The organism is Rahnella sp. AA, from assembly GCF_002834385.1.
In the GTDB taxonomy this organism is placed as follows: domain Bacteria; phylum Pseudomonadota; class Gammaproteobacteria; order Enterobacterales; family Enterobacteriaceae; genus Rahnella.
On the sequence record NZ_PITQ01000001.1, the window covers coordinates 378,727 to 403,961 of the forward strand.

Genomic DNA, 25,235 nt, shown 5'->3' on the forward strand with positions numbered 1-25,235 from the left:
TTCAGAACAAAAGAAGGCGGCATGATACGCCAATCCTCAGTAAGTTAAATCACTCTTGCCGATTTTTTTGGGCAGCTATACTGAGGGAGTCTGTGGCTGTGTATCGTAAACACCCCGTTGTGTAAGCGTTGTTGTACAACACGGACAGACAGCAAAAGGTGCAGGTGGCCGGATTCAGAATTTTCGACTGAATTAATGACAAACTATCCTGATTTTAACCGCACTTTACGACAGAGGCTGGCACTTTAGCGTGGGAATATCCCGTCAGGCTAAAGGCTCCCTTATATCTTTGTAAAGCGTGGGTCTCCCTATCGACGGCTGATGGGGCTTTCCGTATAGTGTCACCTCTTTTTTCGAGTCACGCACCAATTCCTTATTTACACAGGGCTTCACAATGATTATTAGCCTGATCGCCGCACTGGCGACCGATCGCGTTATTGGCATGGAAAACGCTATGCCTTGGCATTTACCCGGTGATCTGGCCTGGTTTAAGCGTAATACGCTCAACAAACCTGTCATCATGGGGCGCAAGACGTTTGAGTCAATCGGACGCCCGTTGCCTGGCCGGCTGAATATCGTCATCAGCTCTAATCCGGGCGGACATGAAGGTGTGACCTGGGTGACGTCTGTTGATGCCGCACTGAGTGCTGCCGGAGATGTGGAAGAAGTGATGGTGATGGGCGGCGGACGTGTTTATGAGCAGTTGCTGCCAAAGGCAGATCGTTTGTATCTGACCCATATCGATGCCGAAGTCGAAGGGGATACCCACTTCCCGGATTACGAGCCTGACGACTGGGAAAGCACTTTCAGCGAATTCCATGACGCTGACGAGCAAAACTCACACGGCTACTGCTTCGAGATCCTCGACCGCCGCGCCTGACAGGCCCTCTGTGTAAAATAAAAGGCACCTTTTACGGGTGCCTTTTTGCCATTCTTATCTTCACTATCCGGTCAGCCAGTGATTCGCGCAGACATCATCAGGTAGCTTTTGGGATTTCTGCCTGCTCTTTCTCATCCTGGCGATTTGAAGGCTGAGTGAAGTAAGTTTTGTCTTCCCACCGCAACATCGTTAAATCACCGCCCCAGCAGCAACCGGTATCGAGCGCATAAATGCCTTCCGGAGCCCCTTTCCCTTCCAGCGATGCCCAGTGGCCAAAAGCAATGCTGTAGCCCGCTTCCTGCAACGGTCCGGGGATATCAAACCAGGGTTTCAGAGGTCTTGGCGCATTTTCTGGCACATCTTTGCAGATCATATCCAGTTGCCCGTTTGGAAAACAGTAACGCATGCGGGTGAGCGCATTGGTGCTGAAACGCAGGCGTGCCAGACCGCTGAGCTCAGGATGCCAGTTGTTAGGCATGTCGCCGTACATCGCATCCAGAAACAGCGGATAGGTATCGCTGCTCAGAACGGCTTCGACTTCCCGTGCGCACATTTTTGCGGTTTCAAGATCCCATTGCGGCGTGATGCCCGCGTGAGCCATCACCAGTTTCAGATCCTCATCGACCTGCAGAACCGGCTGGCGTCGCAGCCAGTTGATGAGCTCATCGGCGTCTTCTGCTTCGAGTAAAGGCGTGATGCGATCTTTCGGCTTGTTAAAGCTGATGCCCGCATATACGGCCAGCAGATGTAAATCGTGATTCCCCAGCACCATTCGCACGCAATCGCCCAAACCACTGACAAAACGCAGGACTTCATGAGAAGAGGGGCCGCGGGCAACCAGATCGCCTGTCAGCCAGAGAGAATCATTTTGCGGATCAAAATCCACCTGCGCCAATAGCGCCTTGAGTTCATCGATGCAGCCGTGAACATCACCAATAAGATATGTCGACATGAGGATTAATTTATCAGCGTAGGGATGGCGAGGCGGAAGACCGGAACGGGCACACGGAAGGCCTCGCCGTCATGTGCAACCATTTCATAATGGCCTTCCATCGTGCCCAGCGGTGTTTCTAAAATCGCGCCGCTGGTGTAGTGAAATTCATTGCCAGGCAGGATCAATGGCTGTTCACCAATCACCCCTTCTCCCTGAACTTCGGTCTGACGACCGTTACTGTTGGTAATCAGCCAGTAACGGCGAAGCAGCTGCACATTAAAACGCCCCAGATTGCGGATCGTGATGGTGTAGGCGAAAACAAAACGTTCTTCTTCCGGTATCGACTGTGACTCAACGTAGATACTTTGCACCTGAACACAAACTCGGGGCGAATTAAGCATAACGCTACTCCTGAGGTTCCGGGGTTTTAGGTCGTGTAGACAACCAGTTAGCCAGTTTACAGAATTGCTCAACCGAAATATTTTCAGCACGCATGCTGAGATCCAGACCCAGCTCGGTCATTTGTTCTGGTGTGAACAAATGACCGAGACTGTTACGTACAGTCTTACGGCGCTGGTTAAAAGCATCCGTGGTCAGGCGGCTCAGAATACGAATATCAGATACCGGGTACGGAATACTTTCATGCGGTACTAAGCGTACTACCGCAGATTCTACTTTTGGCGCTGGCGTGAAGGATTCCGGTGGAACTTCCAGTACCGGGATCACGCGGCAATAATACTGCGCCATCACTGTTAAACGACCATACGCTTTGCTGTTCGGGCCTGCAACCAGACGGTTCACCACTTCCTTTTGCAACATGAAGTGCATGTCTTTGATGGCGTTGGTATAGGTAAACAGATGGAACATTAACGGTGTGGAGATGTTATATGGCAGGTTACCGAAAACGCGCAACGGCTGCCCCAGCTCTTCAGAGAGTTCGCCAAAATTGATTTTCATGGCATCGGACTGAATGACCCGCAATTTACCCTGAAATTTAGGATTGGTTTCCAGTCGTGCAGCCAGATCACGGTCAAGTTCGATCACCGTCATACTGTCCAGACGGGAGGCGACAGGCTCTGTCAGCGCCGCCAGACCGGGGCCGATCTCGACGACGGCCTCGCCCGGCATAGGGTGAATGGCCGATACGATGCTATCGATAACAAACTGATCGGTTAAGAAGTTTTGCCCAAAACGTTTACGGGCAAAGTGACCTTGGTGGACTCTACTATTCATTGTTGTTATTTATCGTTGCTGTTATTTGCCATGCGAATGGCGAGATTTATTGCTGTCTTGAAACTGCCTGCATCGGCGGTGCCGGTGGCGGCGAGTTCAAGGGCGGTACCGTGATCAACGGAAGTCCGGATAAAAGGAAGGCCAAGCGTGATATTCACTGCGCGACCGAATCCCTGATATTTTAGCACCGGAAGGCCCTGATCGTGATACATCGATAAAACAGCATCGGCATGTTGCAGATATTTAGGCTGGAATAACGTATCAGCGGGCAGCGGGCCGATAAGATTCATCCCTTGCTGGCGTAGTTCTTCCAACGCCGGAATGATGGTATCAATCTCTTCATGGCCCATGTGGCCGCCTTCACCTGCATGTGGATTCAGACCACAGACATAGATTTGCGGCTCGTCAATACCGAATTTAGTTTTCAGGTCGTGATTGAGTATGGTGATCACTTCATGCAGGCATTGGCGGGTAATTGCGCCCGGCACCGCCAGTAATGGCAAATGCGTGGTCGCCAGCGCCACGCGCAATTCTTCCGTTGCCAGCATCATGACGACACGGTCGCAATGGCTGCGGTCAGCAAAGAATTCGGTATGGCCTGTGAAAGGGATCCCTGCATCGTTGATAATACTTTTTTGCACCGGACCGGTTACCAACGCAGCGAATTCACCGCTGATAGCACCGTCGCAGGCCCGGGCCAGCGTTTCCACGACGTAGTGGCTGTTGGCGACGTCCAGCTTGCCAGCTGTAACAGGCACGGCGGTGCTGACTGGCAAAACGGTTAACGTCCCCGCGGCCTGAGGTTCTGCCGGGCTGTCTTTTTGGTATTCGCGCAGCTGAATCTTCAGACCCAGTTTTTCAGCGCGTTCAAGCAGCAGGGCCGGATCGGCACATACCACCAGCTCAACAGGCCATGCCTGCTGAGCCAGCGCCAGTACCAGATCCGGCCCAACCCCGGCAGGCTCGCCGGGGGTGATGACGACAGATTTCGTTGTCAGAGGTTTATTGTCCATTACCGTCCATAATTTTCACATACGCTTCCGCACGTTGTTCCTGCATCCACGTCTGGGCTTCTTCCGCAAATTTACGGTTGAACAACATACGGTAAGCACGTTCTTTCTGTGCAGCATCGGTTTTATCAACCTGACGGGTATCAAGCATTTGAATCAAATGCCAACCGAATGATGAGTGAACCGGTGCACTGATCTCGCCTTTTTTCAGGTTCATCAACGCGTCACGGAACGCAGGATCGTACATATCCGGTGACGCCCAACCTAAATCGCCGCCCTGATTAGCAGAACCCGGATCCTGAGAAAGCTGTTTAGCTTCATCCGCAAAGTTAGCTTTACCGCTCTTAATGTCAGCAGCCACTTGTTCGAGTTTTGCACGTGCTTGCGCATCGGTCATCACGACAGAAGGTTTCAGCAGGATATGGCGGGCGTGCACTTCAGTCACAGAGACTGTTTTGCTGTCGCCACGGATATCGTTCACTTTCAGGATATGGAAGCCCACGCCTGAACGGATTGGACCAATGATCTGGCCTTTCTGCGCAGTGCTTAATGCCTGAGCAAACAGGGATGGCAATTCCTGCAGTTTGCCCCAGCCCATATTACCGCCTTTCAGCGCCTGGGAATCAGCAGAGTAAGTAATCGCCAGCTTGCCGAAATCGGCACCATTATTCAGATCAGAAACGATCTTCTTGGCCAGCTGTTCCGCTGAATCAACCTGATCCTGCGTCGGGTTTTCCGGCAATGGCAGCAAAATATGGCTGAGGTTAAATTCAGCACCGCTGCCGTTCTGAGCCGCAACCTGTTTGGACAGCTGATCGACTTCCTGAGGCAGGATCGTGACGCGACGGCGAACTTCACTGTTACGCACTTCGCTGATGATCATTTCCTTGCGGATTTGTGCACGGTAAGTGCTGTAATTCATTCCATCATAAGCAAGACGGCTGCGCAGCTGATCAACAGAAATGTTGTTCTGCTGCGCGATACCGGCAATGGCTTTATCGACATCTTGATCCGTCGGGGCAATACCCATACGGGTCGCCATCTGCAATTGGATCTGATCCATAATCAGGCGATCAAGAATCTGATGACGTAAGGTCGCGTCATCCGGCAGCTGTTGGTTAGCCTGCTGAGCTTGCTGTTTAACAGAGTTAAACAGGCTGTCTACGTCACTTTGCAACACGACGCCGTTGTTCACGACGGCGGCTACTTTATCAACTTCCTGAGGGGCCGCAAACGCAGTGCTGGCACAAAGCGTCACGCCGAGGAGAAGTGTTCTCCAGTTCTTCATACTTTTTCCATTTGTCTAATCCGCAAACGCGGGTTTCAAGTTCACTGAGTTCGTAGTGTCTTCACTAAATAACGTGTTTGACAAAATAAATAGCGTTGTCAGGCTTAGAAAGCTCGTTGATAAGGCAGTATGCCACTGGCCAACATTTCTTTCGTTCCGAGGGTTTGATTGTTCCCAAGGCCTCTAAGTTCAATGTTGAAGCCAATCTTATTGTCATACTTACTTTCTGACTTCGTTGTATCGTAATTGGTTATCTTACGTTCGTAGCCGACATTGATTGCCCAGCAGCAGGTATTGTATTGCAGGCCAATGAGCTGATCTGCTGTTTGCTGCGCTTTAGTATCATAATAATAGGCACCGACAATCGCCCAACGATCGGCAATCGGCCAGCTGGCAATTCCGCCTACCTGAGAAATACCGTCCTGATACCCCGGGTTGGTGACATCTGGCAATGTAGCCTGAATATATTCCGGGCTGGCATAACGGTAGCTCAACTGAACCATTCTTTCTGAGTCAGCGCGATACTCCAGAACCGTATCCGCCAGAGCGACTGAATCCAGACGTGTGTCGTACTGAATCCCTCCGCGAATACCCCAGAAGTTATTGATTTTGTAATAACTATCACCGGCCCAAACCAGGCTGCCCGTGTCGTCATTTTTGTCCAGTACGCTGTTCGTGTCACCCGTACGCGGTGGCTGGAAATAATAAATCTGACCGGCAGACGCATTGAAACGTTCTTCCAGGTTTTCATCGTAAATACGCGTCGTTAAGCCACCGGCCACCTGGTTTGCGGAGGCAATCCGGTCCAGGCCGCTGTAGCTTTTATCGCGGAACAGGCCGGTATAGTCGGACTGCAACAGCGTCGAGTCGTAGGTATTGATTGAGCTTTGATTACGGTACGGAATGTACAGGTATTGCAAACGCGGCTCGAGGGTCTGGGTATAGTCGCTGTTCCAGTCCATCGTCCGGTCAAACACCATTTTGCCATCGCTTTTAAACTCAGGCATTACGCGGTTCACGGATGAACGTAGTTTGGTATCGGCATTATTATCGTAATAAGCGTCTGGAATATCCTGCTGATAGTGTGTGGCCATCAGCTTCACTTCGTTATCCAGGCTTCCCCAGCCATTGCTGAGAGGCAGGCTGAGGGTCGGTTCAAAGTGAGTACGGACAGCTTCAGGATTATCCGGGTTAACGCTGGTGAATTTCGCCGCCTGGCCATAAAGATGCAGGTCGAACGGACCCAGGTCATTTTTATAATAGTTAATGTCCAGCTGTGGCTGGGCACGGTAAGCATTACTGTTACCGTAATCCGAGAACACCTGGAACTGCTTACTGGCCAGCGTGACATCCCAGTTCTGGTCAGCATACCCTACGCTGAATTTTTGCGTGGAATAGCCGTCAGTGCTCGAACCGTATTTCGAATCAAAATCGGTGAAGTAGTAGGGGTCGCTGACCTTGGTGTAGTCGACATTGAAACGCCATACCTGATCGTATACACCAGCGTGACGCCAGTAATACATCCAGCGTTTAGTCGTATCGCTGGTACGGTTTTGATCCTGAACATACTGGTCATCGATTTTCTTATCGTTGCCCAGATAATCAAATTCCATCAGGCCGGCACCGGCAACGGTCAGATAGCGGAATTCGTTCTGTAACTGCAGGCCACGGTTGCTCATGTAATTCGGGGTGATCGTGGCGTCATAGTTTGGCGCGATGTTCCAGTAATAAGGAACGGTAAGACCTACCCCATTGTTACTGCTGTATTTCGCATTCGGGATAAGGAAACCTGAGCGGCGCTTATTACCAATTGGCAACTGCATATACGGGCTGTAAAACACCGGAACCGGTCCGATATGGAATCGGGCATTCCAGATTTCAGCCACTTCTTCCTGGCGATCCTGAATCACCTCGGAACCGACGACGCTCCAGCTGTTATCGCCTGGCAGACACGTCGTAAAGGTACCGTTATCCATGATGGTGTAGCGGTTGTTGTCACGCTGCTTCATTTTGTCAGCCTGACCGCGACCCTGGCGGCCGACCATCTGGTAGTCACCATCCTGAACGTCAGTATCTTTGGTTGTCAGGTTTGCAAAACCTTTTGGCCCGTTCAGCTTGATTTGGTTATCGTTATAACGCACGTTGCCGGTTGCTGTTGCAGTACGGGTCGGTGTCGGCTGGTTGGGATTGGGAATTTGGTTAAGCTGAACCTGATCGGCATCCAGCGTGCTGTTGCCTTGGACAACGTTAACGTTGCCACTAAACAGTGCGCTGTCAGGATAGTTGCCCGTTGCCTTATCGGCATTGATGGTCACAGGCAGTGAATTCGGATCACCCTGCACCAAAGGTTTGTCATAGGTCGGAACGCCGAGCATACATTGTGCTGCGAGATCGGCCATTGCGCCGTGACTGTACAATACTGACCAAATTGTCGCGGCCAGCACTGTCGGTAAGCGTGTTTTCAGACGTCTGTTTTTCATACGTAAAATGGTGTTCCGTCATCAGAGGCATCATGCCGGCAAACGGTCAGAGACTATCTCACTCATCATGGTTGCGCTAGTGTTAAATCCAACCTGTTACGCTGCCGCCGTTAGGCACAACGATAAATGCCGGTTATGATAAAGCAATTTTTAAGCGACGGCATGGCGAATTGAGGAGTATATGCAGTATTGGGGAAAACTGCTCGGACTTATCCTGGGCTTATGGTCCGGTTTAGGCTTCTGGGGAATTGTGTCAGGGCTGTTGATAGGGCATATGTTTGACACCGCGCGTTCAGCGAAACGCAGAGGGTATTTTGCCGATCAACAGACGCGTCAAACCATTTTTTTCCGCACCACTTTTGAGGTGATGGGAAATCTGACTAAATCAAAAGGGAGAGTTACCGAAGCGGATATTCAGATCGCCAGTCTTTATATGGAACGTATGCAATTGCACGGTGAGCAGCGCGAAGCCGCGCAGCGTGCCTTCCGCGACGGAAAAGAAGCGAGCTATCCTCTGCGGGAAAAAATGCGTGAATTGCGCAGCGTGTGCTTTGGCCGTTTCGACCTGATCCGGACCTTTCTGGAAATCCAGATCCAGGCTGCATATGCCGATGGTTCATTGCATCCGAACGAGCGCGAAGTACTGTATGTGATTGCTGAAGAACTCGGGATTTCCCGCATGCAGTTCGATCAGTTCCTGCGCATGATGGAAGGCGGACAACAGTTCGGTGGAAGTCAGCAGGGCGGTCACTCTTATCGCGGCGGTTATCACCAGACACAGCAAGGCCCGACGCTGGCCGATGCCTGTAAAGTGCTGGGCGTGAATGCTACGGACGATGCGACCACCATCAAACGTGCGTACCGCAAGCTGATGGGTGAGCATCATCCGGACAAACTGGTCGCGAAAGGTTTGCCGCCGGAAATGATGGAAATGGCGAAAGAAAAAGCGCAGGCGATTCAGGCAGCGTATGACCTGATCAAAAGAGAGAAAGGTTTTAAGTAGTCTTCTCCGACGCAAAAGTAAAAGGCGCTGATTTCAGCGCCTTTTTTGCATTTCCGGAAACGTTAAAAATCCGGCTCACAGTTGAATACCAGCGGCGCGTCCGTGATCGGATGGTAAAACGACAGCTCCTGCGCGTGCAGTTGCAGACGGTCGGCGGCGGCCAGCGCCTGCGGATGTGCGTAAAACTTATCGCCCAGAATCGGATGTCCGAGTGCCAGTAAATGCACGCGCAGCTGGTGTGAGCGCCCGGTAATCGGCCGGAGTTTGACCCGCGTCGTGCCGTCTTCATCCCACGACATCACTTCATACTGCGTCAGCGCTTTCTTCCCGGTCTCATGGCAAACTTTCTGTTTTGGCCGGTTGGGATAATCGCAAATCAGCGGCAAATCAATAATGCCGTAATCTTCTTCGACCCGTCCCCAGACGCGCGCGATATAGACTTTCTTGGTTTCGCGTTCGCGGAACTGGCGTTTAAGTTCACGTTCAGCTTCTTTGGTCAGCGCCACCACAATTACGCCGCTGGTCGACATATCCAGACGATGCACCGATTCCGCTTCCGGATATTGCTGCTGAATACGCGTCATCAGGCTGTCCTGATGCTCGGCTAATTTACCCGGCACTGAAAGCAACCCGCTTGGCTTATTCACCACCATGATGTGTTCATCCTGGAAAATCACCTGCAACCAGGGATCGGTCGGCGGATTGTAATTCTCCAGCGGCCGGGTTTTGGACGGTTCAGGCATTGTCGGTTGATGTTCGCTCATAGCGGTTTCAGTCTGCATTCAGGGTGAAATAAAAGAAGGGATGCAGAAGCGGCTGCATCCCGACAGGCTTACTGGTGGCTGACGACCACCAGACGGATTGCATCCAAACGCCAGCTGGCGTCGTTCAGATTGGCCAGCACCTGCTTACGGTTTGAGTCTACCGATTCCAGTTCGTCATCGCGAATGTTCGGGTTCACTTCTTTCAGTGCTTTCAGACGATCCAGCTCTTTCGTCAGTTGCTCATCCGCTTCAACTTTCGCCGCTTCAATCAGCGCACGCGCCTGCTCAGCAATTTCCGCTTCAGCCTGTTGCAGCATGGCGTGAACGTCCTGCTGCACGGCATTCACCAGCTTGCTGGAGTTATGGCGGTTGATGGCGTTCAACTGGCGGTTAAAGCTTTCGAATTCTACCTGCGCGGCAAGGTTAGTGCCTTTGCGATCCATCAGCATGCGCACCGGCGTCGGTGGCAGGAAGCGTGTCAGCTGCAGGTGTTTCGGCGCCTGACATTCGACCACGTAAATCAGCTCTGCCAGCAGCGTACCGACCGGCAGCGCTTTGTTTTTCAGGATCGACACCGCACAGCTGCCGGTATCACCGGAGAGGATCAGATCCAGACCGTTGCGCACGATCGGATGTTCCCAGCTGATGAACTGCGCATCTTCACGCGACAGCGCCTGTTCACGGTCAAACGTCACCGTACAACCGTCTTCCGGCAGGCCCGGGAAATCCGGCACCAGCATGTGATCGGATGGTGTCAGAACGATCAGGTTATCGCTGCGGTCGTCCTGATTGATGCCGACGATATCGAACAGATTCAGCGCGAAATTCACCAGATTGACGTCGTTATCCTGTTCGCCAATTTCCTTCGCCAGTTGCTGCGCACGTTCGCCGCCGTTGGAATGCATCTCCAGCAGACGGTCGCGGCCATTTTCCAGCTTCTCTTTCAGCGCGTCATGTTCCGCGCGGCATTTGAGAATAAAGTCGTCCAGACCTTCCTGCTCAGCCGGTGTGGCGAGGAACGTAATCAGCTGATCGTAAGCGCTGTCATAAATAGTCCGGCCAGTCGGGCAGGTATGTTCGAATGCATCCAGACCTTCGTGGAACCAGCGGACCAGCACGGACTGCGCGGTTTGCTCAAGGTAAGGCACCATGATGTCGATATTGTTTTGCTGGCCGATACGGTCCAGTCGGCCAATACGCTGCTCGAGCAGATCCGGGTTGAACGGCAGATCGAACATCACCATCTTGCTGGCGAACTGGAAGTTACGGCCTTCGGAGCCGATTTCAGAACACAGCAGTACCTGCGCACCTTCTTCCTGCGAAGCGAAATACGCGGCGGCGCGGTCACGTTCGATGATCGACAAACCTTCGTGGAACACGGCGGCGCGGATCGCTTCGCGTTCACGCAGAACCTGCTCCAGTTGCAGCGCGGTGGCGGCTTTGGCGCAAATCACCAGCACTTTTTCGTCACGGTTGGCGGTCAGATAACCGAGCAGCCATTCCACGCGCGGATCGAAGTTCCACCAGGTGGCGTTTTCGCCTTCGAATTCCTGATAAATCTGCTCCGGATACAGCATGTCGTGCGCACGGGCTTCGGCGGTTTTCTTCGCACCCATAATGCCCGAGACTTTAATCGCGGTCTGATATTGCGTCGGCAGCGGCAGTTTCACCGAATGCAGATGACGCTCCGGGAAACCTTTGACGCCGTTACGGGTGTTACGGAACAGCACGCGGCTGGTGCCGTGGCGATCCATCAGCATGGAAACCAGCTGTTTCGCGGCGGCTTCGTCACCTTTATTGGCGGCGGTCAGCAGCGCGTCGGTGTCTGCATTACCAACGCTTTCGCCCAGCAAGGCCAGCGCTTCCGGCGTCAGTGGCTCTTTATTAAGCAGCAGCGTCACGGCATCCGCGACCGGCTGATATTGCTGCTGTTCTTCAATGAATTCTTCGTAATCGTGAAAACGATCCGGATCCAGCAGGCGCAGACGCGCAAAGTGACTTTCCTGGCCCAGTTGCTCCGGCGTGGCGGTCAGCAGCAGGACGCTCGGGATTTGCTGAGAAAGCTGCTCGATAACCTGATATTCGCGGCTTGGCGCGGCTTCGCTCCAGACCAGATGGTGTGCTTCGTCGACCACCAGCATGTCCCAGGAGGCGTCACATAACTGCTCGAGGCGGGACTTGTTGCGGCGTACAAAATCAAGTGAGCAGATAACCAGTTGCTCGGTTTCAAACGGGTTCGTCGCTTCATGCACGGATTCAGCATAGCGGTCGTCATCAAACAGAGAGAAACGCAGGTTGAAGCGACGCAGCATCTCGACCAGCCACTGATGTTGCAGAGTTTCAGGCACCACAACCAGCACGCGTTCGGCGCGGCCGGACAGCAATTGCTGATGAATAATCATGCCGGCTTCGATGGTTTTACCCAGACCCACTTCATCGGCCAGTAAAACGCGCGGCGCATGACGCTGGCCGACTTCGTAAGCGATGTGCAACTGGTGCGGGATCAGGCTGGCACGCATACCGCGCAGGCCGCCGAACTCGAGACGAAACTGCTCGCGCTGATATTTACGTGCGCGGAAACGCAGGGCAAAACGATCCATACGGTCAATCTGACCGGCGAACAGACGATCCTGAGGTTTACTGAACGTCAGTTTGCTGTCGAGCAGCACTTCGCGCATGGCAACGCCGGTTTCTTCCGTATCCAGACGGGTACCGATATAGGTCAGCAGACCTTTGTCTTCAATGACTTCTTCGACTTGCAGTTGCCAGCCTTCGTGACAACTGATGGTATCACCGGGATTAAACATTACGCGGGTGATCGGGGAATCATTTCGGGCATACAAACGGTTTTCACCGGTGGCGGGGAAAAGCAAAGTCACCATGCGCACATCCAGCGCAACTACGGTTCCTAATCCTAATTCGCTTTCCGTATCGCTTATCCAGCGTTGACCCAATGTAAACGGCATAATCTCTCTCTGTGTTGTTTGCTCTGTGTACGACAACTGCGGCAGCGGCTGTGCATTGCTCGCTATGCCTCTGATAATACTTGGGCAATAGTTTTCTTTTCCCGTCAGATGGCGGGAAGTGATTCACTGTGTGAGGATGTTTCAGAAATGGGAAAGGGCGCTATGGTAATGGAAGGTAAACGATTCGTCACCTGCGAATCACATCAGCCGCCCCTTCTTTTGCTTAGAATAGCCCCATCTGACCTGTAATGAGTGTAGCAAAATCGTCATGAAGGAAAGGCAAAATACCATCGGCCACGGGTTCCAGCTGACGCTCGATGTAGTGATCGTAATCGACCGGTGACTGACGGTTCTCCAGCGGCTCCGGCCCGGAGGTGGTCATCACATAGCTTATCCAGCCGCCATTCTGGTACTGCTTTGCGCGGCCATGCTGCACATTATACTCATCCGCCAGCCGGGCGGCGCGGACGTGAGGCGGCACATTTTTCTCGTAATCACTGAGCTTGCGGCGCAGGCGTTTTCGGTACACCAGCTTGTCGTCAAGTTCACCATTGAGCGTGCGCGCCACATAATCACGGACATAATCCTGATACGGCTGCTGATGAAAAATCCGCTGATACAGCTCCTGCTGGAACTCCTGCGCCAGCGGCGTCCAGTCGGTGCGGACCGTTTCCAGCCCCTTATAAACGATGTGTTCGCCGTCGGCATCTTTCACCAGCCCGGCGTAACGTTTTTTACTGCCGGTTTCGGAACCTCGGATTGTCGGCATCAGAAAACGCTGATAATGGGTTTCGAATTCCAGCTCCAGCGCGCTTTCCAGCCCGTATTCCTGCTGTAAATGCAGTTTCCACCAGGCGTTCACCTGCTCCACCAGACGGCGGCCAATCACATTGGCATCTTCCTGCGTATGCGCTTTATTGAGCCAGACAAAAGTCGAATCCGTGTCGCCGTAAATCACCTGATAACCTTCGGCCTCAATCAGCTCGCGGGTCTGGCGCATGATGTCGTGCCCGCGCAGCGTAATAGACGACGCCAGACGTGGATCGAAAAACCGGCAGCCGCTCGAGCCGAGCACGCCATAAAAGGCGTTCATGATGATTTTCAGCGCCTGCGACAGCGGTTTGTTGTTGTGTTTTTTCGCGGCTTCGCGCCCCTGCCAGATCTGGCTGACGATTTCCGGCAGGCAATGTTTTTCCCGCGAAAATCGGGCGTTGCGATAGCCTGGAACAGAATGTTCATCGTCCGGCTGTTGCAGCCCGGCCACAAGCCCGACCGGGTCGATCAGGAATGTGCGGATAATCGACGGGTACAGACTTTTATAATCGAGCACCAGTACGGAATCGTATAAGCCGGGGCGGGAATCCATCACGAATCCGCCGGGGCTCATTTCACCTTCCAGCTCGCCCAGATTCGGCGCGACATAGCCGGCTCGGTGCATGCGCGGTAAATAAAGGTGGGTAAAGGCGGCGACTGAACCGCCGCTGCGGTCGGCGGCCAGCCCGGTTACCGACGCGCGTTCGAGAAGAAACGGCATCAGCTCTGTTTTGGCAAAAATGCGCGTCACCAGCTCACAGTCTTTCAGGTTATAACGTGCCAGCGCGGGTTTGTTTTCACGAAAACGTTGTTCGATTTCGGCCAGACGCTGATACGGGTTATCGCTGGATTTCCCTTCGCCTAACAAACTTTGTGAGACGAATTCCAGGCTAAAGGAATTGAAGTTCCAGAAGGCGGATTTCAGGGCTTCGATACCATCGATAATCAGGCGGCCTGCGGCGGCGGCAAAAAAATGGCCTTGCTTGAAACCGTGTTCGCGCCATTCCAGTTCACTGCCGCCGCGCCCAAGTTTGAGCGGGATTTTGTAGCGGTCTGCATGCTTTTGTAAAACGCGCAGATCGAACTGTATGACGCTCCAGCCAATAATCGCATCCGGATCGTAAGTTTCCAGCCACTCGTTGAGCTTTTCCAGCAGTTGCGGGCGGCTGTCGACGTATTCCAGTGTAAAATCGAACTGACTGTCCGGATCGCCGTTCGGCGGCCCGAGCATATAAACGTGGCGCTGCCCACAGCCTTCCAGCCCGATGCAATACAACTCGCCGTTGCCGCTGGTTTCGATATCCAGAGAACAGAGTTTCAGCGGCGGGCGGTACTCCTGCGCCGGTTTCATCTTCGTTTCGAGCAGCAAATTGCCCGGTCCCGGTTTGCCGCTGAACCACACCGGCGCGGTGATATAACGCTCCATCAGAAAACGTTCAGGCGGGCGGATATCCGCTTCATAGACCCTGACGCCATTCTCTTTTAACAGCTTTTCAATGCGCATTAACTGCCGGTGTTGCGGGCAATACAGGCCGAGAACTGGCCGGGAATGAAAATCCTGCAACGGTAATTCGCGCAAACTGGCATTTTTTTCATCGGCCAGCAACCGCTCAGCCCGCGCCTGCTGCTCCGCCGGAATAAAGGCCACTGACTCCTGCAACGGCAGGCGAACTTTCTGCGGGCCATTGTCGGTCGCCAGCCACAGTTCCACTTCCGTGCCACGCGGCGTGTCGCGCCAGTGGCGGGTCAGCACGAATCCCTGACGCGGTGACATGTCAGTGGTGCGTGTGGCGGAAGGAGTCGATTGTGCGTTAATAAGCGCCTCGGAAGCGGAATGAAAAATCAATGACAGAGTATGGTTATTTATACAGTCTTTGTCCACGACTCTGGATTTTGCCAAATACGCATACAATTACTGGGTTGACGGCAATAGTTCGTGCGCTGACAATTCAGCCGCTTGATGTATTTACTACAATCAAAGTTCAGAAAACTGACACTAATCTCATTATTTATTCGTACTGATGCTCTACGCCTTTTGCGTCACAATTACTGGGAATTTATGGAAGCCTATTTACAACATCTGGTCGCTCAGTCGGTGGGCTTTGCTTTAATTATTGTCGCCGTGGTGGCTTTTTTCGAATCACTGGCGCTGGTGGGGCTGATTCTGCCCGGCACGGTGATGATGGCGACGCTCGGGACGCTGATCGGCAGCGGCCAGGTCGGCCTGTACGAAGCGTGGCTGGCGGCCGGGCTCGGTTGCTTCTTCGGCGACTGGGCATCTTACTTCATCGGGCGGCGCTTTAAAGAACCGCTGCATCAGTGGAAATTCCTGCAACGCTATCAGTCATTGCTCGACAAAACCGGACACGCCCTTGACCGTCACAGCTTTGCTACGGTGATCCTCGGCCGTTTCATCGGGCCGACCCGTCCGCTGGTGCCACTGGCCGCCGGTATGCTTAATTTGCCTCCGTATAAATTTGCGCCGCCGAACATCGTCGGCTGCATCACCTGGCCGCCGGTGTATTTTCTCCCCGGCATACTGGCTGGCGTGGCGATTGATATTCCGACAGGCCATAACAGCGCGGTCTTCAAATGGATGTTGTTTGCGGCCTTCGTGCTGATCTGGCTGAGTGCCTGGCTTCTCTGGCGCTGGTTCCGTGCCGGAAAAGCTGCGCCGGACGCGATGACAAAATGGTTACCGCTGCCGCGCCTGCGTGTGGTTTGCGTGCTGAGCCTGGCCGCAACGGCCGTGAGCATCGTGATGCTCAGCAAACAGCCGATGATGCCGGTCTATGGTCATCTGTTGTGGAAAGTGATTACCCGCTGACGGGGCGGATGCCTAACACTCTGGCTTCCGGTGCGGTGCCATCCGTCAGCGCCTGCGTCGGGCCATCGTAGAAAATCCGGCCATCCACAATCAGTAAGGTGCGCGGTGCAATCCGCGCTGCATCATCCAGATTGTGCGACACCATCAGCAGCGTGAGATTACGCTGCTCACACACGTTATCCAGTAAACTCAGCATTTCGCTGCGCAGCGCCGGATCGAGCGCGGAAAACGGTTCGTCGAGCAGTAAAATCGGCTGGCTGCGCAGCAGGCAACGCGCCAGTGCCACGCGCTGACGCTGCCCGCCGGAAAGCTGCGACGGCAGGCGTTCCAGACACTCTTCCAGACCGACCTGCCGGGCGATGTCCTCCAGTTCCTGCTTTTGCTGCGTGCTGATTTTCAGCCCCGGATGCAGCCCCAGCCCCATGTTCTGGCGTACGGTCAGGTGCGAGAACAGATTGTTTTCCTGAAACAGCATCGACACCGGACGTTTAGCCGGTGGCGTTGCGCTGTGATCGGCACCGTTCAGTAAAATTTGCCCGCTGACCGGTGTCAGAAAACCCGCTACAAGGCTGAGCAGGGTGCTTTTTCCCGCACCACTCGGGCCGAGTATCGCCACGCGCTCACCCGCCGCGATACGCAAATCAAAGCGCATCGGCAAATGCTCGTACAGGTAAGTCAGTTTATTCAGCGTCAGCATGGCGGCCCGGTAATTTCTCAATCAGGGTAAATAACAGGAAGCATAGCAGCAGGAGTAAAAGCGCCGTCACCGCACCATCCTGGCTGCGATAGGAACCTATCTGCTGATACAGATAAAACGGCAGCGTGCGGAAATTCTCGTTGCCAAACAGCGCAATCACGCCGAAATCCCCGAGCGACAGCACGCAGGCGAACGCCAGCGCCTGCGTAATAGGGCGTTTCAGTGCGCTGAGTTCCACGCGGCGCAACCGCTGCCACCCGTGCATATCCAGCGAAAGGCACAGCGGATTGTAGCGTTCGGCCACGTCGCGCATCGGGTTATCCAGCACTTTTAAAGCGTAAGGCACGGCCATCAGCGCGTTGGTTAAAATGACCAGCGGCCACGGCGATTGCGGCAATCCGGTGGTGTCGCCGAGTAGCAGGAAAAAGCCGGTCGCCAGCACGATGCCGGGCATCGCGAGGATCAGCATTCCGCTGAGATCCATCGCCTGCGCCCAGCCATTTTTCTGGCGTAAACGCAGCTCGCGGCTGCTCCACAGCAACATCATCGTCAGCAGAACGCACAATAATCCGCTGCCCAGCGCGATACGGACTGACGTCCATAAAGCCTGCCACAGCGCGGGCTGTTGCAGCACGCTGATGGCGGCGCGATTTACACCATCGAAAACCACGGCCAGCAGCGGCGGCAGGATCAGCAGTAAAGCCAGCCCAATCAGCAGGCCGTCGGTAATGCGGCGCAGCGGGGAATCGTCCGGATTGCGCCAGCGCTGAGCCTGCGTTTGCCCGACCGGCAGCGCCTGACTCAGTTTCTGACTGAGCAAGACCAGCGCCAGACAGCAAAAAAGCTGGATCAGCGCCAGCGTGGCGGCACGGCCTAAATCGTAGTCGTAACTCAGCGCCTGATAGACAGCCAGCTCAATGGTGGTCGCCTGCGGGCCGCCGCCAAGGGAAAGGACGGTCGCAAAGCTGGCGAAGCACAGCATAAAAATCAGCGCCGCCGCCGGGAAAATCTGGCGACGCAGCGCGGGCCATTCGACAAAGCGAAACTGCTGCCACGCGTTCATCCCCAGCTGAGCCGCCAGCTGACGCTGCTCAACTGCAATATTTTCCAGCGCCTGCAATAAAAGACGGGTTGCCAGCGGCAGATTGAAAAATACGTGCGCCAGCAAAATGCCCTGTAAACCGTACGGCGAAAAATGGTAATCCACGCCCAGCCAGCGGCAAATCTCCGCCAGCCAGCCTTGTCTTCCGTATACGCTGAGAATGCCGAACACTGCGACTAAAACCGGCAATACCAGCGTCATCGCGCACAATCGTAATAACAGCTGACGGCCGGGAAAACGGCGGCGGAAGAGGGCGCGCGCCAGCAAAATGGCGGGCAGCACCGAGCAGGACGCCGAAAGCAGCGCCTGCCAGAAGGTGAAGCGGATGACGTGCCGGAGATACGGATCCTGCCACGCGGACGCGCCGCTCATTTGTGGCGCATGACGCCACAGCGAACCTAATGCCAGCGCGGCGACCAGCAGCATCGCCAGTGACGCCACCGCGCCCGGCCACAGCCAGCGGGGGATCAACGGCTGACGGCGTTCTGCCATGCCTGAATCCATTCGCTGCGGTGAGAAGCCACATCCTGTGCGCTGTATTGCAGGGATTTTGCCGGTACGGTCAGCTGTTTAAAGGCATCAGGCAGTGGCGTGCTGATCACCGGATACATCCAGTTACCGGTCGGGATGACTTTCTGGAAATCTTCGGTGGTGACGAATTTCATGAACTGTTCAGCCAGTTTTGGCTGTTTGCTGCTGGCCAGTTGGCCCGCGACTTCCACCTGCATGTAATGACCTTCGGTGAAGTCAGCGGCGGCATAATTGTCTTTCTTCTCTTCGACAATGTGATACGCCGGAGAAGTGGTGTAGCTCAGCACAAGATCGCTTTCGCCTTTGAGGAACAGGCCATAAGCCTCGCTCCAGCCTTTGGTGACGGTCACGGTTTTCGCCGCCAGTTTTTGCCACGCTTCAGGCGCTTTGTCGCCATAGACTTTTTGCATCCACAGCATCAGGCCGAGACCCGGCGTGCTGGTGCGCGGATCTTCGTAAATCACTTTCCATTTCTGGTCGCTGTTGATCAGCTCATCAAGGCTTTTTGGCGGGTTTTTCAGTTTGTTTTTGTCATACACGAACGCGAAATAACCGTAGTCGTAAGGCACAAACGTCGTGTTATTCCAGCCACCCGGCACCGTCAGTTTAGCGTCGGTTTTCGGCGCTTTGGCAAACAGACCGGTTTGCTCAGCGGCCTGCAACAGGTTGTTATCCAGACCGAGCACCACGTCCGCTTTAGTGTTTTTGCCTTCCATCCGCAGACGGTTCAGCAGCGACACGCCATCTTCCAGCGCGACATATTTCAGTTCGCAGCCGCACTGTGCCTCAAAGGCTTTTTTGATGGCCGGGCCGGGGCCCCAGTCGGCCGAGAAGGAATCGTAGGTATAAACCGTCAGAACGGGCTTTGCAGCAAAGGCAGGTGCAGAAAGTAACAGCAGGCAGGACAATAATTTTTTCAACTTTGCGCTCCAAAAAAGAAAAGGGGCAAAGGATTTTGAGTGAGCATTGCACAGTCTCAAATCCCTCCGCCGGGGTTAACCGGATCAGGTTCGACGGGTATCAGGTCTCAGCCATATTTAAACGTGCTGCGCGTGTGTTGATCGGGCGTCGTGCAGTGCTCGAAATGCTCACGTACTTTGTGTACGCTCCGCTTTCTGTGCGCTGGACTTCACCCGCTGAACACGCGCTCGCGGCGTTTAAAAATCGAGGTCATTCTTTATTACAAAAGAAGTCACTCGGGCACCCCGTTGAGAACGGATGTCATTCTAGTGATTAACGGTGCAATGCGATAGTCCGATTAGCTGTCGGGTGGCGCGAACCAGGCAGATTTGAAGTCGAACCAGCCGAGAGTGTTCATCCGCACGCCGCGCATGCTGCGTTGCCCCTGCAAAACCAGCCAGTGGTGGAACAGGGGATGGATATGATGGGTGGCTACCTGTTTCTCGCCCCATTTTGCTATCGGGAGCTCGCCGTCGTGCCATAACGTGGCATCTTCTGCAAGGTCATAGCCGAAGCAATGCGCCGTGAGCGGCAATTCAAAGAACGTGGCAAACAGGGAGAATTCCAGCGGTAACGTGAAGTTTGCGCTACCAAGCCACAGATCGCTTTGGGCATCGCCACGGTGCCAGACGGCGTAATCCACAATCTGAATAATCAGCTCGATCCCTTCCGCAGCCAGTATTGGCCGCAGCGCGTTACAGATTGCGTGATGTTCGGAATGTTCGCTATAAAACGTCAGGGTAATCTGCGTCAGATTCTCGGGTTTCGCAGGACGTGTTTGAAGATTTTTGTGATGCCAGCGGGGTAACAGGCCGTATGCCGGTGACCAGTAGCGCTGATAGATTGGCTCGGCGGCATTCAGTAAGGCAATCGGACTGAGTAAATCACATAACCATGCCCGTATTTCACTGTTCTGACCGATGGCCGAACGCTGGTCGAACAGCAGGAAGTAGCAGCCTTCCTCAAGGCGGCTTTCCAGCTCACTTTTACCTGATTCATCGGCCTGAAGTTGCACACCGGAATGCACCAGTTCCTCGCTGAGTTCAGGGAAAACCCAGATGTTGACCTCATCGATCAGCGCCCGGAATCCAAAATATTCGTCGAACGCGCGGATCCGCAGCTGCGTTTTCTGATTTCGCACCACGGCATACGGGCCGGTTCCCACCGGATGGCGGGCAAAATCGGGCAATGACTCCCACTCCTGCGGCAGGATCATGGCGTGGATATTCCCGAACAACCAGGCCAACCAGCGATCGGGCGCGTTCAGATGAATGTCGATGACGTTGGGCGTCGGCGATGCAACCGACGCAAGATTGCTGAACAGCCGGTGTGATTGCATCAGGCGTGTGAAGGTGGCGATGATATCCGCCATCTCCAGCTCACGGCCATGATGAAAATGAATGGCCGGGCGCAGATAAAACCGCCAGTGCAGCGGAGATATTTCCTGCCAGTGATGGGCTAAATCGCCTTCGACTTCCCCATTTTCCTCATTTATGCGCGTCAGCCCGCTGAAAATCTGTCGCGCTATGTGTGTTTCTGAACGCCGCAACATCGTTCCCGGTAGCAGATTAAACAGCGGACGATAGTACAACACGCGCAGGATATGTTTGCCCTGACGGAAGCTTCGCCCCAACTGGGATAACAGCATCTGGCGAACGCTGCTTTTATCACCCACCAGTTGCACTAACTGATCGATATTATCCTGTTCAAGCAGTTCTTCGGCCCGCTGTTGCTGGAGTGCCAGGCCGGTATAAAGGAAACTCAGCGTCGAACGTTTACCGCGCCCGGCTTCGGCGTCCCACGTCAGCCACCCCTGTTCCTGCATGGTGCTAAGCAATGATCGCATATGTCGCCGGGAACAATTCAGTACTTGCGATAACGCCTGCAGCGTCGTCTCTGTTTCTTCACCGTGGCAGGATTGCCATAACCGGATGAATTGTTGCTGTAAGCGGGATGAAGCCATAAAAGAGGAACTCCGTGGCGATTTTCATCAATTTATCTTTCCTCATATTACTCTGATACTTCTCTTCAACGAAAGCCCGTCATGAAGGTCCGGAGGTCATCATGAAAAATATGCTAACTGCCCGTTTCTACCAACGCTACTTCGCTGCCATCAGCAGAAATGCGGTCAGAAATCATGCTGACTGGCTGTCATGGGTTCCGGTGGAATACCGTTTAGACATTCTCTCCCGCCTGACGCAGTGGGACATCGCCTCGCAGGACGATGAACAATACCGCCGTCATTTATAACCCGCAGTCGCGGCCAGATTCGATTTTCTGAGTAATGGTGTAATGTCACCAGCCAGTGGGGTAACTCACTGGTTTTTTTCTATTGATTATCCCCTTCACACTTCGAGCCGCAGATGTGTTGGCCGCTCTTGCTTACCCGAATCACTGACTCATGTCAGCTCAACGGGATTCGCGCGTTTGCCGCCTTTCTGCAACTCGAATTGTTTTGGGTATACACTGTATGTTTCGTTGTAAGACTTTCATTTCTCAGGGATGGCGTTATGTCTAAACCTCGTATTAATGCAATTTATGTCACCTTTCTGGTGGTGTCCTTGCTGTGTGGTGTCGCGGGCGCGTTGCAGGCGCCGACGCTTAGCCTGTTTCTGACCAATGAAGTGAAAGTGCGGCCAATGTGGGTCGGCTTCTTTTATACCGTCAATGCGATTGCCGGGATTGCGATCAGCTTTCTGCTGGCTAACCGCTCGGATAACAAAGGCGACCGCCGAAAGTTGCTGATGTTTTGCTGCCTGATGGCGATAGGCAACAGCCTGGTGTTTGCTTTCAGTCGCGATTATCTGGTGCTGATCACCGTCGGTGTTTTGCTGGCGGCGATCGGGAACGCGGCGATGCCACAGCTGTTTGCGCTGGCGCGTGAACACGCCGACCGTTCATCCAGCGAAGTCGTCATGTTCAGCTCAATGATGCGTGCAATGCTTTCGCTGGCGTGGGTGCTGGGTCCGCCGCTGTCGTTCATGCTGGCGCTGAACTACGGTTTTACGCCGATGTATCTGAGTGCGGCCGCGGTGTTTGTCGGCAGCATACTGATGATTGCGTTTTTCCTGCCGTCCGTGCCGCGTCTTGAGCAACCGGTGGATGAGAAAGTCGTACAGGTCAGCGCGTGGCGGAACAAAGATGTGCGTCTGCTGTTTTTCGCGTCATTGCTGATGTGGACGTGCAATATCATGTACATCATTGATATGCCGCTGTATATCACCAGCGAGTTAGGTTTGCCGGAAGGGCTGGCGGGCTTATTGATGGGAACGGCGGCAGGGCTGGAAATTCCGGCGATGCTGGTGGCCGGCTATCTGGTCAAACGTTTTGGTAAACGCAAACTGATGCTTTATGCGGTGGCTAGCGGGGTAATTTTCTATGCCGGTCTGGTGGCGTTCCCGTTCAAAGCTGCACTGATGATCCTGCAACTGTTTAACGCGATTTTCATTGGCATCGTGGCGGGTATCGGGATGCTATATTTTCAGGATCTGATGCCGGGTCGCGCAGGTTCGGCGACCACGTTATTCACCAACAGTATCTCGACCGGCGTGATTTGCGCAGGTTTGCTTCAGGGCGTGATCGTGGAGAATTTCGGGCATTATCCGGTGTATTGGGTGGGAACTGTACTTGCGGTTATTGCATTTGGCCTGATGGTTAAAGTCAAAGACGTCTGACCGCACTGAAAAGAAAAACCCGCGAAGTTCGCGGGTTTTTTATGCCAGACGCACGGTCATCAGTGCATAAATGCGGGCTGATTTTTCTCGTAGCCCGAGATGTTCTCTTCGTGCTGCAAGGTCAGGCCGATGCTGTCCAGACCGTTAATCATGCAATGACGGCGGAAGCTGTCGATGACAAACGGATAGCTTTTGTCACCGGCTTTCACGGTTTGCGCTTCCAGATCCACTTCAAACTGAATGCCTTCGTTGTCTTTCACCAGCTGGAAAAGCTCGTCGACTTCCGCTTCGCTCAGCGTGATGGGCAGCAACTGGTTGTTGAACGAGTTGCCGTAGAAAATATCGGCAAAGCTCGGCGCGATGACTGCGTGGAAACCGTAGTCGGTCAGCGCCCACGGCGCATGTTCACGGGAAGAACCACAACCAAAGTTTTCGCGCGCCAGCAAAATACTCGCACCTTTGTAGCGCGGTTTGTTCAGCACGAAGTCCGGGTTAGGCTCCTGACCGGCGTCGTCCAGAAAACGCCAGTCATTGAACAGATGCTGGCCGAAACCGGTGCGGGTCACTTTCTGCAAAAACTGTTTCGGGATAATTGCATCGGTATCGACGTTTGCTGCATCCAGCGGAACCACCAGACCGATGTGTTGGGTAAATTTAGCCATGGTGTTTTCCTCAGTTCAGTTCACGGATATCAGCGAAGTGGCCGGTGACCGCTGCTGCGGCAGCCATTGCCGGGCTGACCAGATGCGTGCGTCCGCCACGACCCTGACGGCCTTCGAAGTTACGGTTGCTGGTAGACGCGCAACGCTCGCCCGGTTCCAGACGGTCGTTGTTCATCGCCAGACACATGGAGCAGCCCGGCAAACGCCATTCAAAACCGGCTTCGATGAAAATCTTATCCAGACCTTCTTCTTCCGCCTGCGCTTTGACCGGACCGGAGCCTGGCACCACAATCGCCTGCACGCCGGTCGCTACTTTGCGGCCTTTGGCAATGGCTGCGGCGGCGCGTAAATCTTCGATACGTGAGTTGGTGCATGAGCCGATGAAAACTTTGTCGATGGCGACGTCGGTCAGTTTAATGCCCGGCTGCAAATCCATGTACGCCAGCGCTTTCTCAGCGGAAGCGCGTTCTACCGGATCGGCAAATGAAGCAGGATTTGGAATCACCTGATTAACGGCCATCACCTGACCCGGGTTGGTGCCCCAGGTCACCTGTGGGGCAATTTCAGAGGCATCCAGCGTCACAATGGTGTCGAACTTCGCGCCGTCTTCGGTTTTCAGGGTTTTCCAGTATTCTACCGCGGCGTCCCAGTTCTGCTCTTTTGGCGCAAACTGACGGCCTTTCAGATAAGCAAACGTGGTTTCATCAGGCGCAACCAGGCCGGCTTTCGCACCCATTTCAATCGCCATGTTGCACAGGGTCATACGGCCTTCCATGCTCAGCGCTTCAATCGCTTTACCGCAGAATTCCACCACGTGGCCGGTACCGCCCGCGCTGCCGGTTTTACCGATAATTGCCAGCACGATGTCTTTCGCCGTGATGCCCGCAGGGGCTTCGCCGGTAACTTCAATTTTCATGGTTTTCGCGCGGCCCTGTTTCAGGGTTTGCGTCGCCAGAACATGCTCAACTTCAGAGGTGCCGATACCGAAAGCCAGTGAGCCGAATGCGCCGTGCGTGGCGGTATGGGAGTCGCCGCACACGATGGTCATGCCCGGCAACGTCATACCCTGCTCAGGGCCGATGACGTGAACAATGCCCTGGAACGGGTGGTTCAGGTCATACAACTGCACGCCAAACTCCGCACAGTTTTTGATTAACTCCTGCATCTGAATGCGCGCCATTTCGCCGCTTGCATTGATGTCTTTGGTTTGCGTGGACACGTTGTGATCCATGGTCGCAAAGGTTTTGCCCGGCTGACGCACCGGACGCCCCATCGCGCGCAGGCCGTCGAATGCCTGCGGAGAGGTCACTTCGTGAACCAGATGGCGGTCGATATATAACAATGGCGTTTCGTTTTGCGCTTCGTAAACCACGTGAGCATCAAACAATTTTTGGTACAGAGTCTTGGCCAT

General features: G+C 54.1%; 20 protein-coding genes and 1 riboswitch. Of the genes, 5 read left to right on the forward strand and 15 right to left on the reverse strand.

Going from position 1 to position 25,235, the window contains the following annotated elements:
- Positions 1 to 394: 394 nt before the first annotated feature.
- Positions 395 to 880 carry a type 3 dihydrofolate reductase gene (folA, locus tag CWS43_RS01695; protein WP_101075132.1) on the forward strand — a complete coding sequence of 162 codons (486 nt, stop codon included), beginning with the start codon at positions 395 to 397 and terminating at the stop codon, positions 878 to 880.
- Between the two features lie 97 nt (positions 881 to 977).
- On the opposite strand, the gene apaH is transcribed toward folA, so the two are convergent.
- The 6 genes from apaH to lptD form a co-directional block, all read right to left on the reverse strand.
- On the reverse strand, positions 978 to 1,832 hold the full coding sequence (apaH, locus tag CWS43_RS01700) for a bis(5'-nucleosyl)-tetraphosphatase (symmetrical) ApaH (RefSeq protein ID WP_101075133.1): 855 nt from the start codon (positions 1,830 to 1,832) through the stop codon (positions 978 to 980).
- A gap of 5 nt (positions 1,833 to 1,837) precedes the next feature.
- Positions 1,838 to 2,215 carry a Co2+/Mg2+ efflux protein ApaG gene (apaG, locus tag CWS43_RS01705; RefSeq protein ID WP_101075134.1) on the reverse strand — a complete coding sequence of 126 codons (378 nt, stop codon included), beginning with the start codon at positions 2,213 to 2,215 and terminating at the stop codon, positions 1,838 to 1,840.
- A 4-nt stretch (positions 2,216 to 2,219) separates the two neighbouring features.
- Positions 2,220 to 3,047, reverse strand: coding sequence for a 16S rRNA (adenine(1518)-N(6)/adenine(1519)-N(6))-dimethyltransferase RsmA (gene rsmA, locus CWS43_RS01710; RefSeq protein WP_101075135.1), 828 nt, complete (start codon positions 3,045 to 3,047; stop codon positions 2,220 to 2,222).
- A gap of 5 nt (positions 3,048 to 3,052) precedes the next feature.
- Complete coding sequence (gene pdxA / locus CWS43_RS01715) at positions 3,053 to 4,060, reverse strand: 4-hydroxythreonine-4-phosphate dehydrogenase PdxA (protein ID WP_101075136.1); 1,008 nt, start codon at positions 4,058 to 4,060, stop codon at positions 3,053 to 3,055.
- Positions 4,050 to 5,345: a peptidylprolyl isomerase SurA gene (surA, locus tag CWS43_RS01720; RefSeq protein ID WP_101075137.1), complete on the reverse strand. Its 1,296-nt coding sequence runs from the start codon at positions 5,343 to 5,345 to the stop codon at positions 4,050 to 4,052. The genes pdxA and surA overlap by 11 nt, the downstream gene beginning before the upstream one ends.
- 104 nt (positions 5,346 to 5,449) lie before the next feature.
- Positions 5,450 to 7,825, reverse strand: a complete 2,376-nt coding sequence (gene lptD, locus CWS43_RS01725) for an LPS assembly protein LptD (RefSeq protein ID WP_101075138.1) — start codon at positions 7,823 to 7,825, stop codon at positions 5,450 to 5,452.
- A gap of 181 nt (positions 7,826 to 8,006) precedes the next feature.
- Between lptD and djlA the strand changes: the two genes are divergently transcribed.
- Positions 8,007 to 8,828: a co-chaperone DjlA gene (gene djlA, locus CWS43_RS01730; protein ID WP_101075139.1), complete on the forward strand. Its 822-nt coding sequence runs from the start codon at positions 8,007 to 8,009 to the stop codon at positions 8,826 to 8,828.
- A 62-nt stretch (positions 8,829 to 8,890) separates the two neighbouring features.
- On the opposite strand, the gene rluA is transcribed toward djlA, so the two are convergent.
- From rluA to CWS43_RS01745, 3 genes are all read right to left on the reverse strand, one after another.
- Positions 8,891 to 9,592 (reverse strand): bifunctional tRNA pseudouridine(32) synthase/23S rRNA pseudouridine(746) synthase RluA, encoded by a 702-nt coding sequence (gene rluA / locus CWS43_RS01735; RefSeq protein ID WP_101075140.1) that lies wholly within the window; start codon positions 9,590 to 9,592, stop codon positions 8,891 to 8,893.
- Positions 9,593 to 9,660: 68 nt separating this feature from the next.
- Positions 9,661 to 12,558, reverse strand: coding sequence for an RNA polymerase-associated protein RapA (rapA, locus tag CWS43_RS01740; RefSeq protein ID WP_101075141.1), 2,898 nt, complete (start codon positions 12,556 to 12,558; stop codon positions 9,661 to 9,663).
- Positions 12,559 to 12,781: 223 nt separating this feature from the next.
- Positions 12,782 to 15,145 carry a DNA polymerase II gene (locus tag CWS43_RS01745; RefSeq protein WP_101075142.1) on the reverse strand — a complete coding sequence of 788 codons (2,364 nt, stop codon included), beginning with the start codon at positions 15,143 to 15,145 and terminating at the stop codon, positions 12,782 to 12,784.
- A gap of 285 nt (positions 15,146 to 15,430) precedes the next feature.
- Between CWS43_RS01745 and CWS43_RS01750 the strand changes: the two genes are divergently transcribed.
- A complete protein-coding gene (locus CWS43_RS01750; RefSeq protein ID WP_101075143.1) occupies positions 15,431 to 16,198 on the forward strand; it encodes a DedA family protein in 768 nt (255 codons plus the stop codon).
- Here the strand turns inward: CWS43_RS01750 and thiQ are convergent.
- The 4 genes from thiQ to sgrR all read right to left on the reverse strand — a co-directional run bounded on the left by thiQ (position 16,188) and on the right by sgrR (position 21,451).
- The gene (gene thiQ, locus CWS43_RS01755) at positions 16,188 to 16,895 is read right to left on the reverse strand and encodes a thiamine ABC transporter ATP-binding protein ThiQ (protein ID WP_101075144.1); all 708 of its coding nucleotides are present in this window, start codon (positions 16,893 to 16,895) and stop codon (positions 16,188 to 16,190) included. The two genes, CWS43_RS01750 and thiQ, sit on opposite strands and share 11 nt — an antisense overlap.
- The gene (thiP, locus tag CWS43_RS01760; RefSeq protein ID WP_101075145.1) at positions 16,879 to 18,489 is read right to left on the reverse strand and encodes a thiamine/thiamine pyrophosphate ABC transporter permease ThiP; all 1,611 of its coding nucleotides are present in this window, start codon (positions 18,487 to 18,489) and stop codon (positions 16,879 to 16,881) included. The genes thiQ and thiP overlap by 17 nt, the downstream gene beginning before the upstream one ends.
- Positions 18,465 to 19,448 (reverse strand): thiamine ABC transporter substrate binding subunit, encoded by a 984-nt coding sequence (gene thiB / locus CWS43_RS01765; protein ID WP_101075146.1) that lies wholly within the window; start codon positions 19,446 to 19,448, stop codon positions 18,465 to 18,467. Before thiB ends, thiP begins: the two co-directional genes overlap by 25 nt.
- A 43-nt stretch (positions 19,449 to 19,491) precedes the next feature.
- Positions 19,492 to 19,746, reverse strand: a riboswitch (TPP riboswitch).
- A 40-nt stretch (positions 19,747 to 19,786) separates the two neighbouring features.
- Positions 19,787 to 21,451, reverse strand: a complete 1,665-nt coding sequence (gene sgrR, locus CWS43_RS01770) for an HTH-type transcriptional regulator SgrR (protein WP_101075147.1) — start codon at positions 21,449 to 21,451, stop codon at positions 19,787 to 19,789.
- A 101-nt stretch (positions 21,452 to 21,552) separates the two neighbouring features.
- Between sgrR and sgrT the strand changes: the two genes are divergently transcribed.
- Positions 21,553 to 21,738 carry a glucose uptake inhibitor SgrT gene (sgrT, locus tag CWS43_RS01775; protein WP_101075148.1) on the forward strand — a complete coding sequence of 62 codons (186 nt, stop codon included), beginning with the start codon at positions 21,553 to 21,555 and terminating at the stop codon, positions 21,736 to 21,738.
- A 260-nt stretch (positions 21,739 to 21,998) separates the two neighbouring features.
- The gene (locus CWS43_RS01785) at positions 21,999 to 23,162 is read left to right on the forward strand and encodes an MFS transporter (RefSeq protein ID WP_101075150.1); all 1,164 of its coding nucleotides are present in this window, start codon (positions 21,999 to 22,001) and stop codon (positions 23,160 to 23,162) included.
- Positions 23,163 to 23,221: 59 nt separating this feature from the next.
- Here the strand turns inward: CWS43_RS01785 and leuD are convergent, their stop codons facing one another.
- A complete protein-coding gene (gene leuD / locus CWS43_RS01790; RefSeq protein ID WP_101075151.1) occupies positions 23,222 to 23,824 on the reverse strand; it encodes a 3-isopropylmalate dehydratase small subunit in 603 nt (200 codons plus the stop codon).
- Positions 23,825 to 23,834: 10 nt separating this feature from the next.
- The gene (leuC, locus tag CWS43_RS01795) at positions 23,835 to 25,235 is read right to left on the reverse strand and encodes a 3-isopropylmalate dehydratase large subunit (protein WP_101075152.1); all 1,401 of its coding nucleotides are present in this window, start codon (positions 25,233 to 25,235) and stop codon (positions 23,835 to 23,837) included.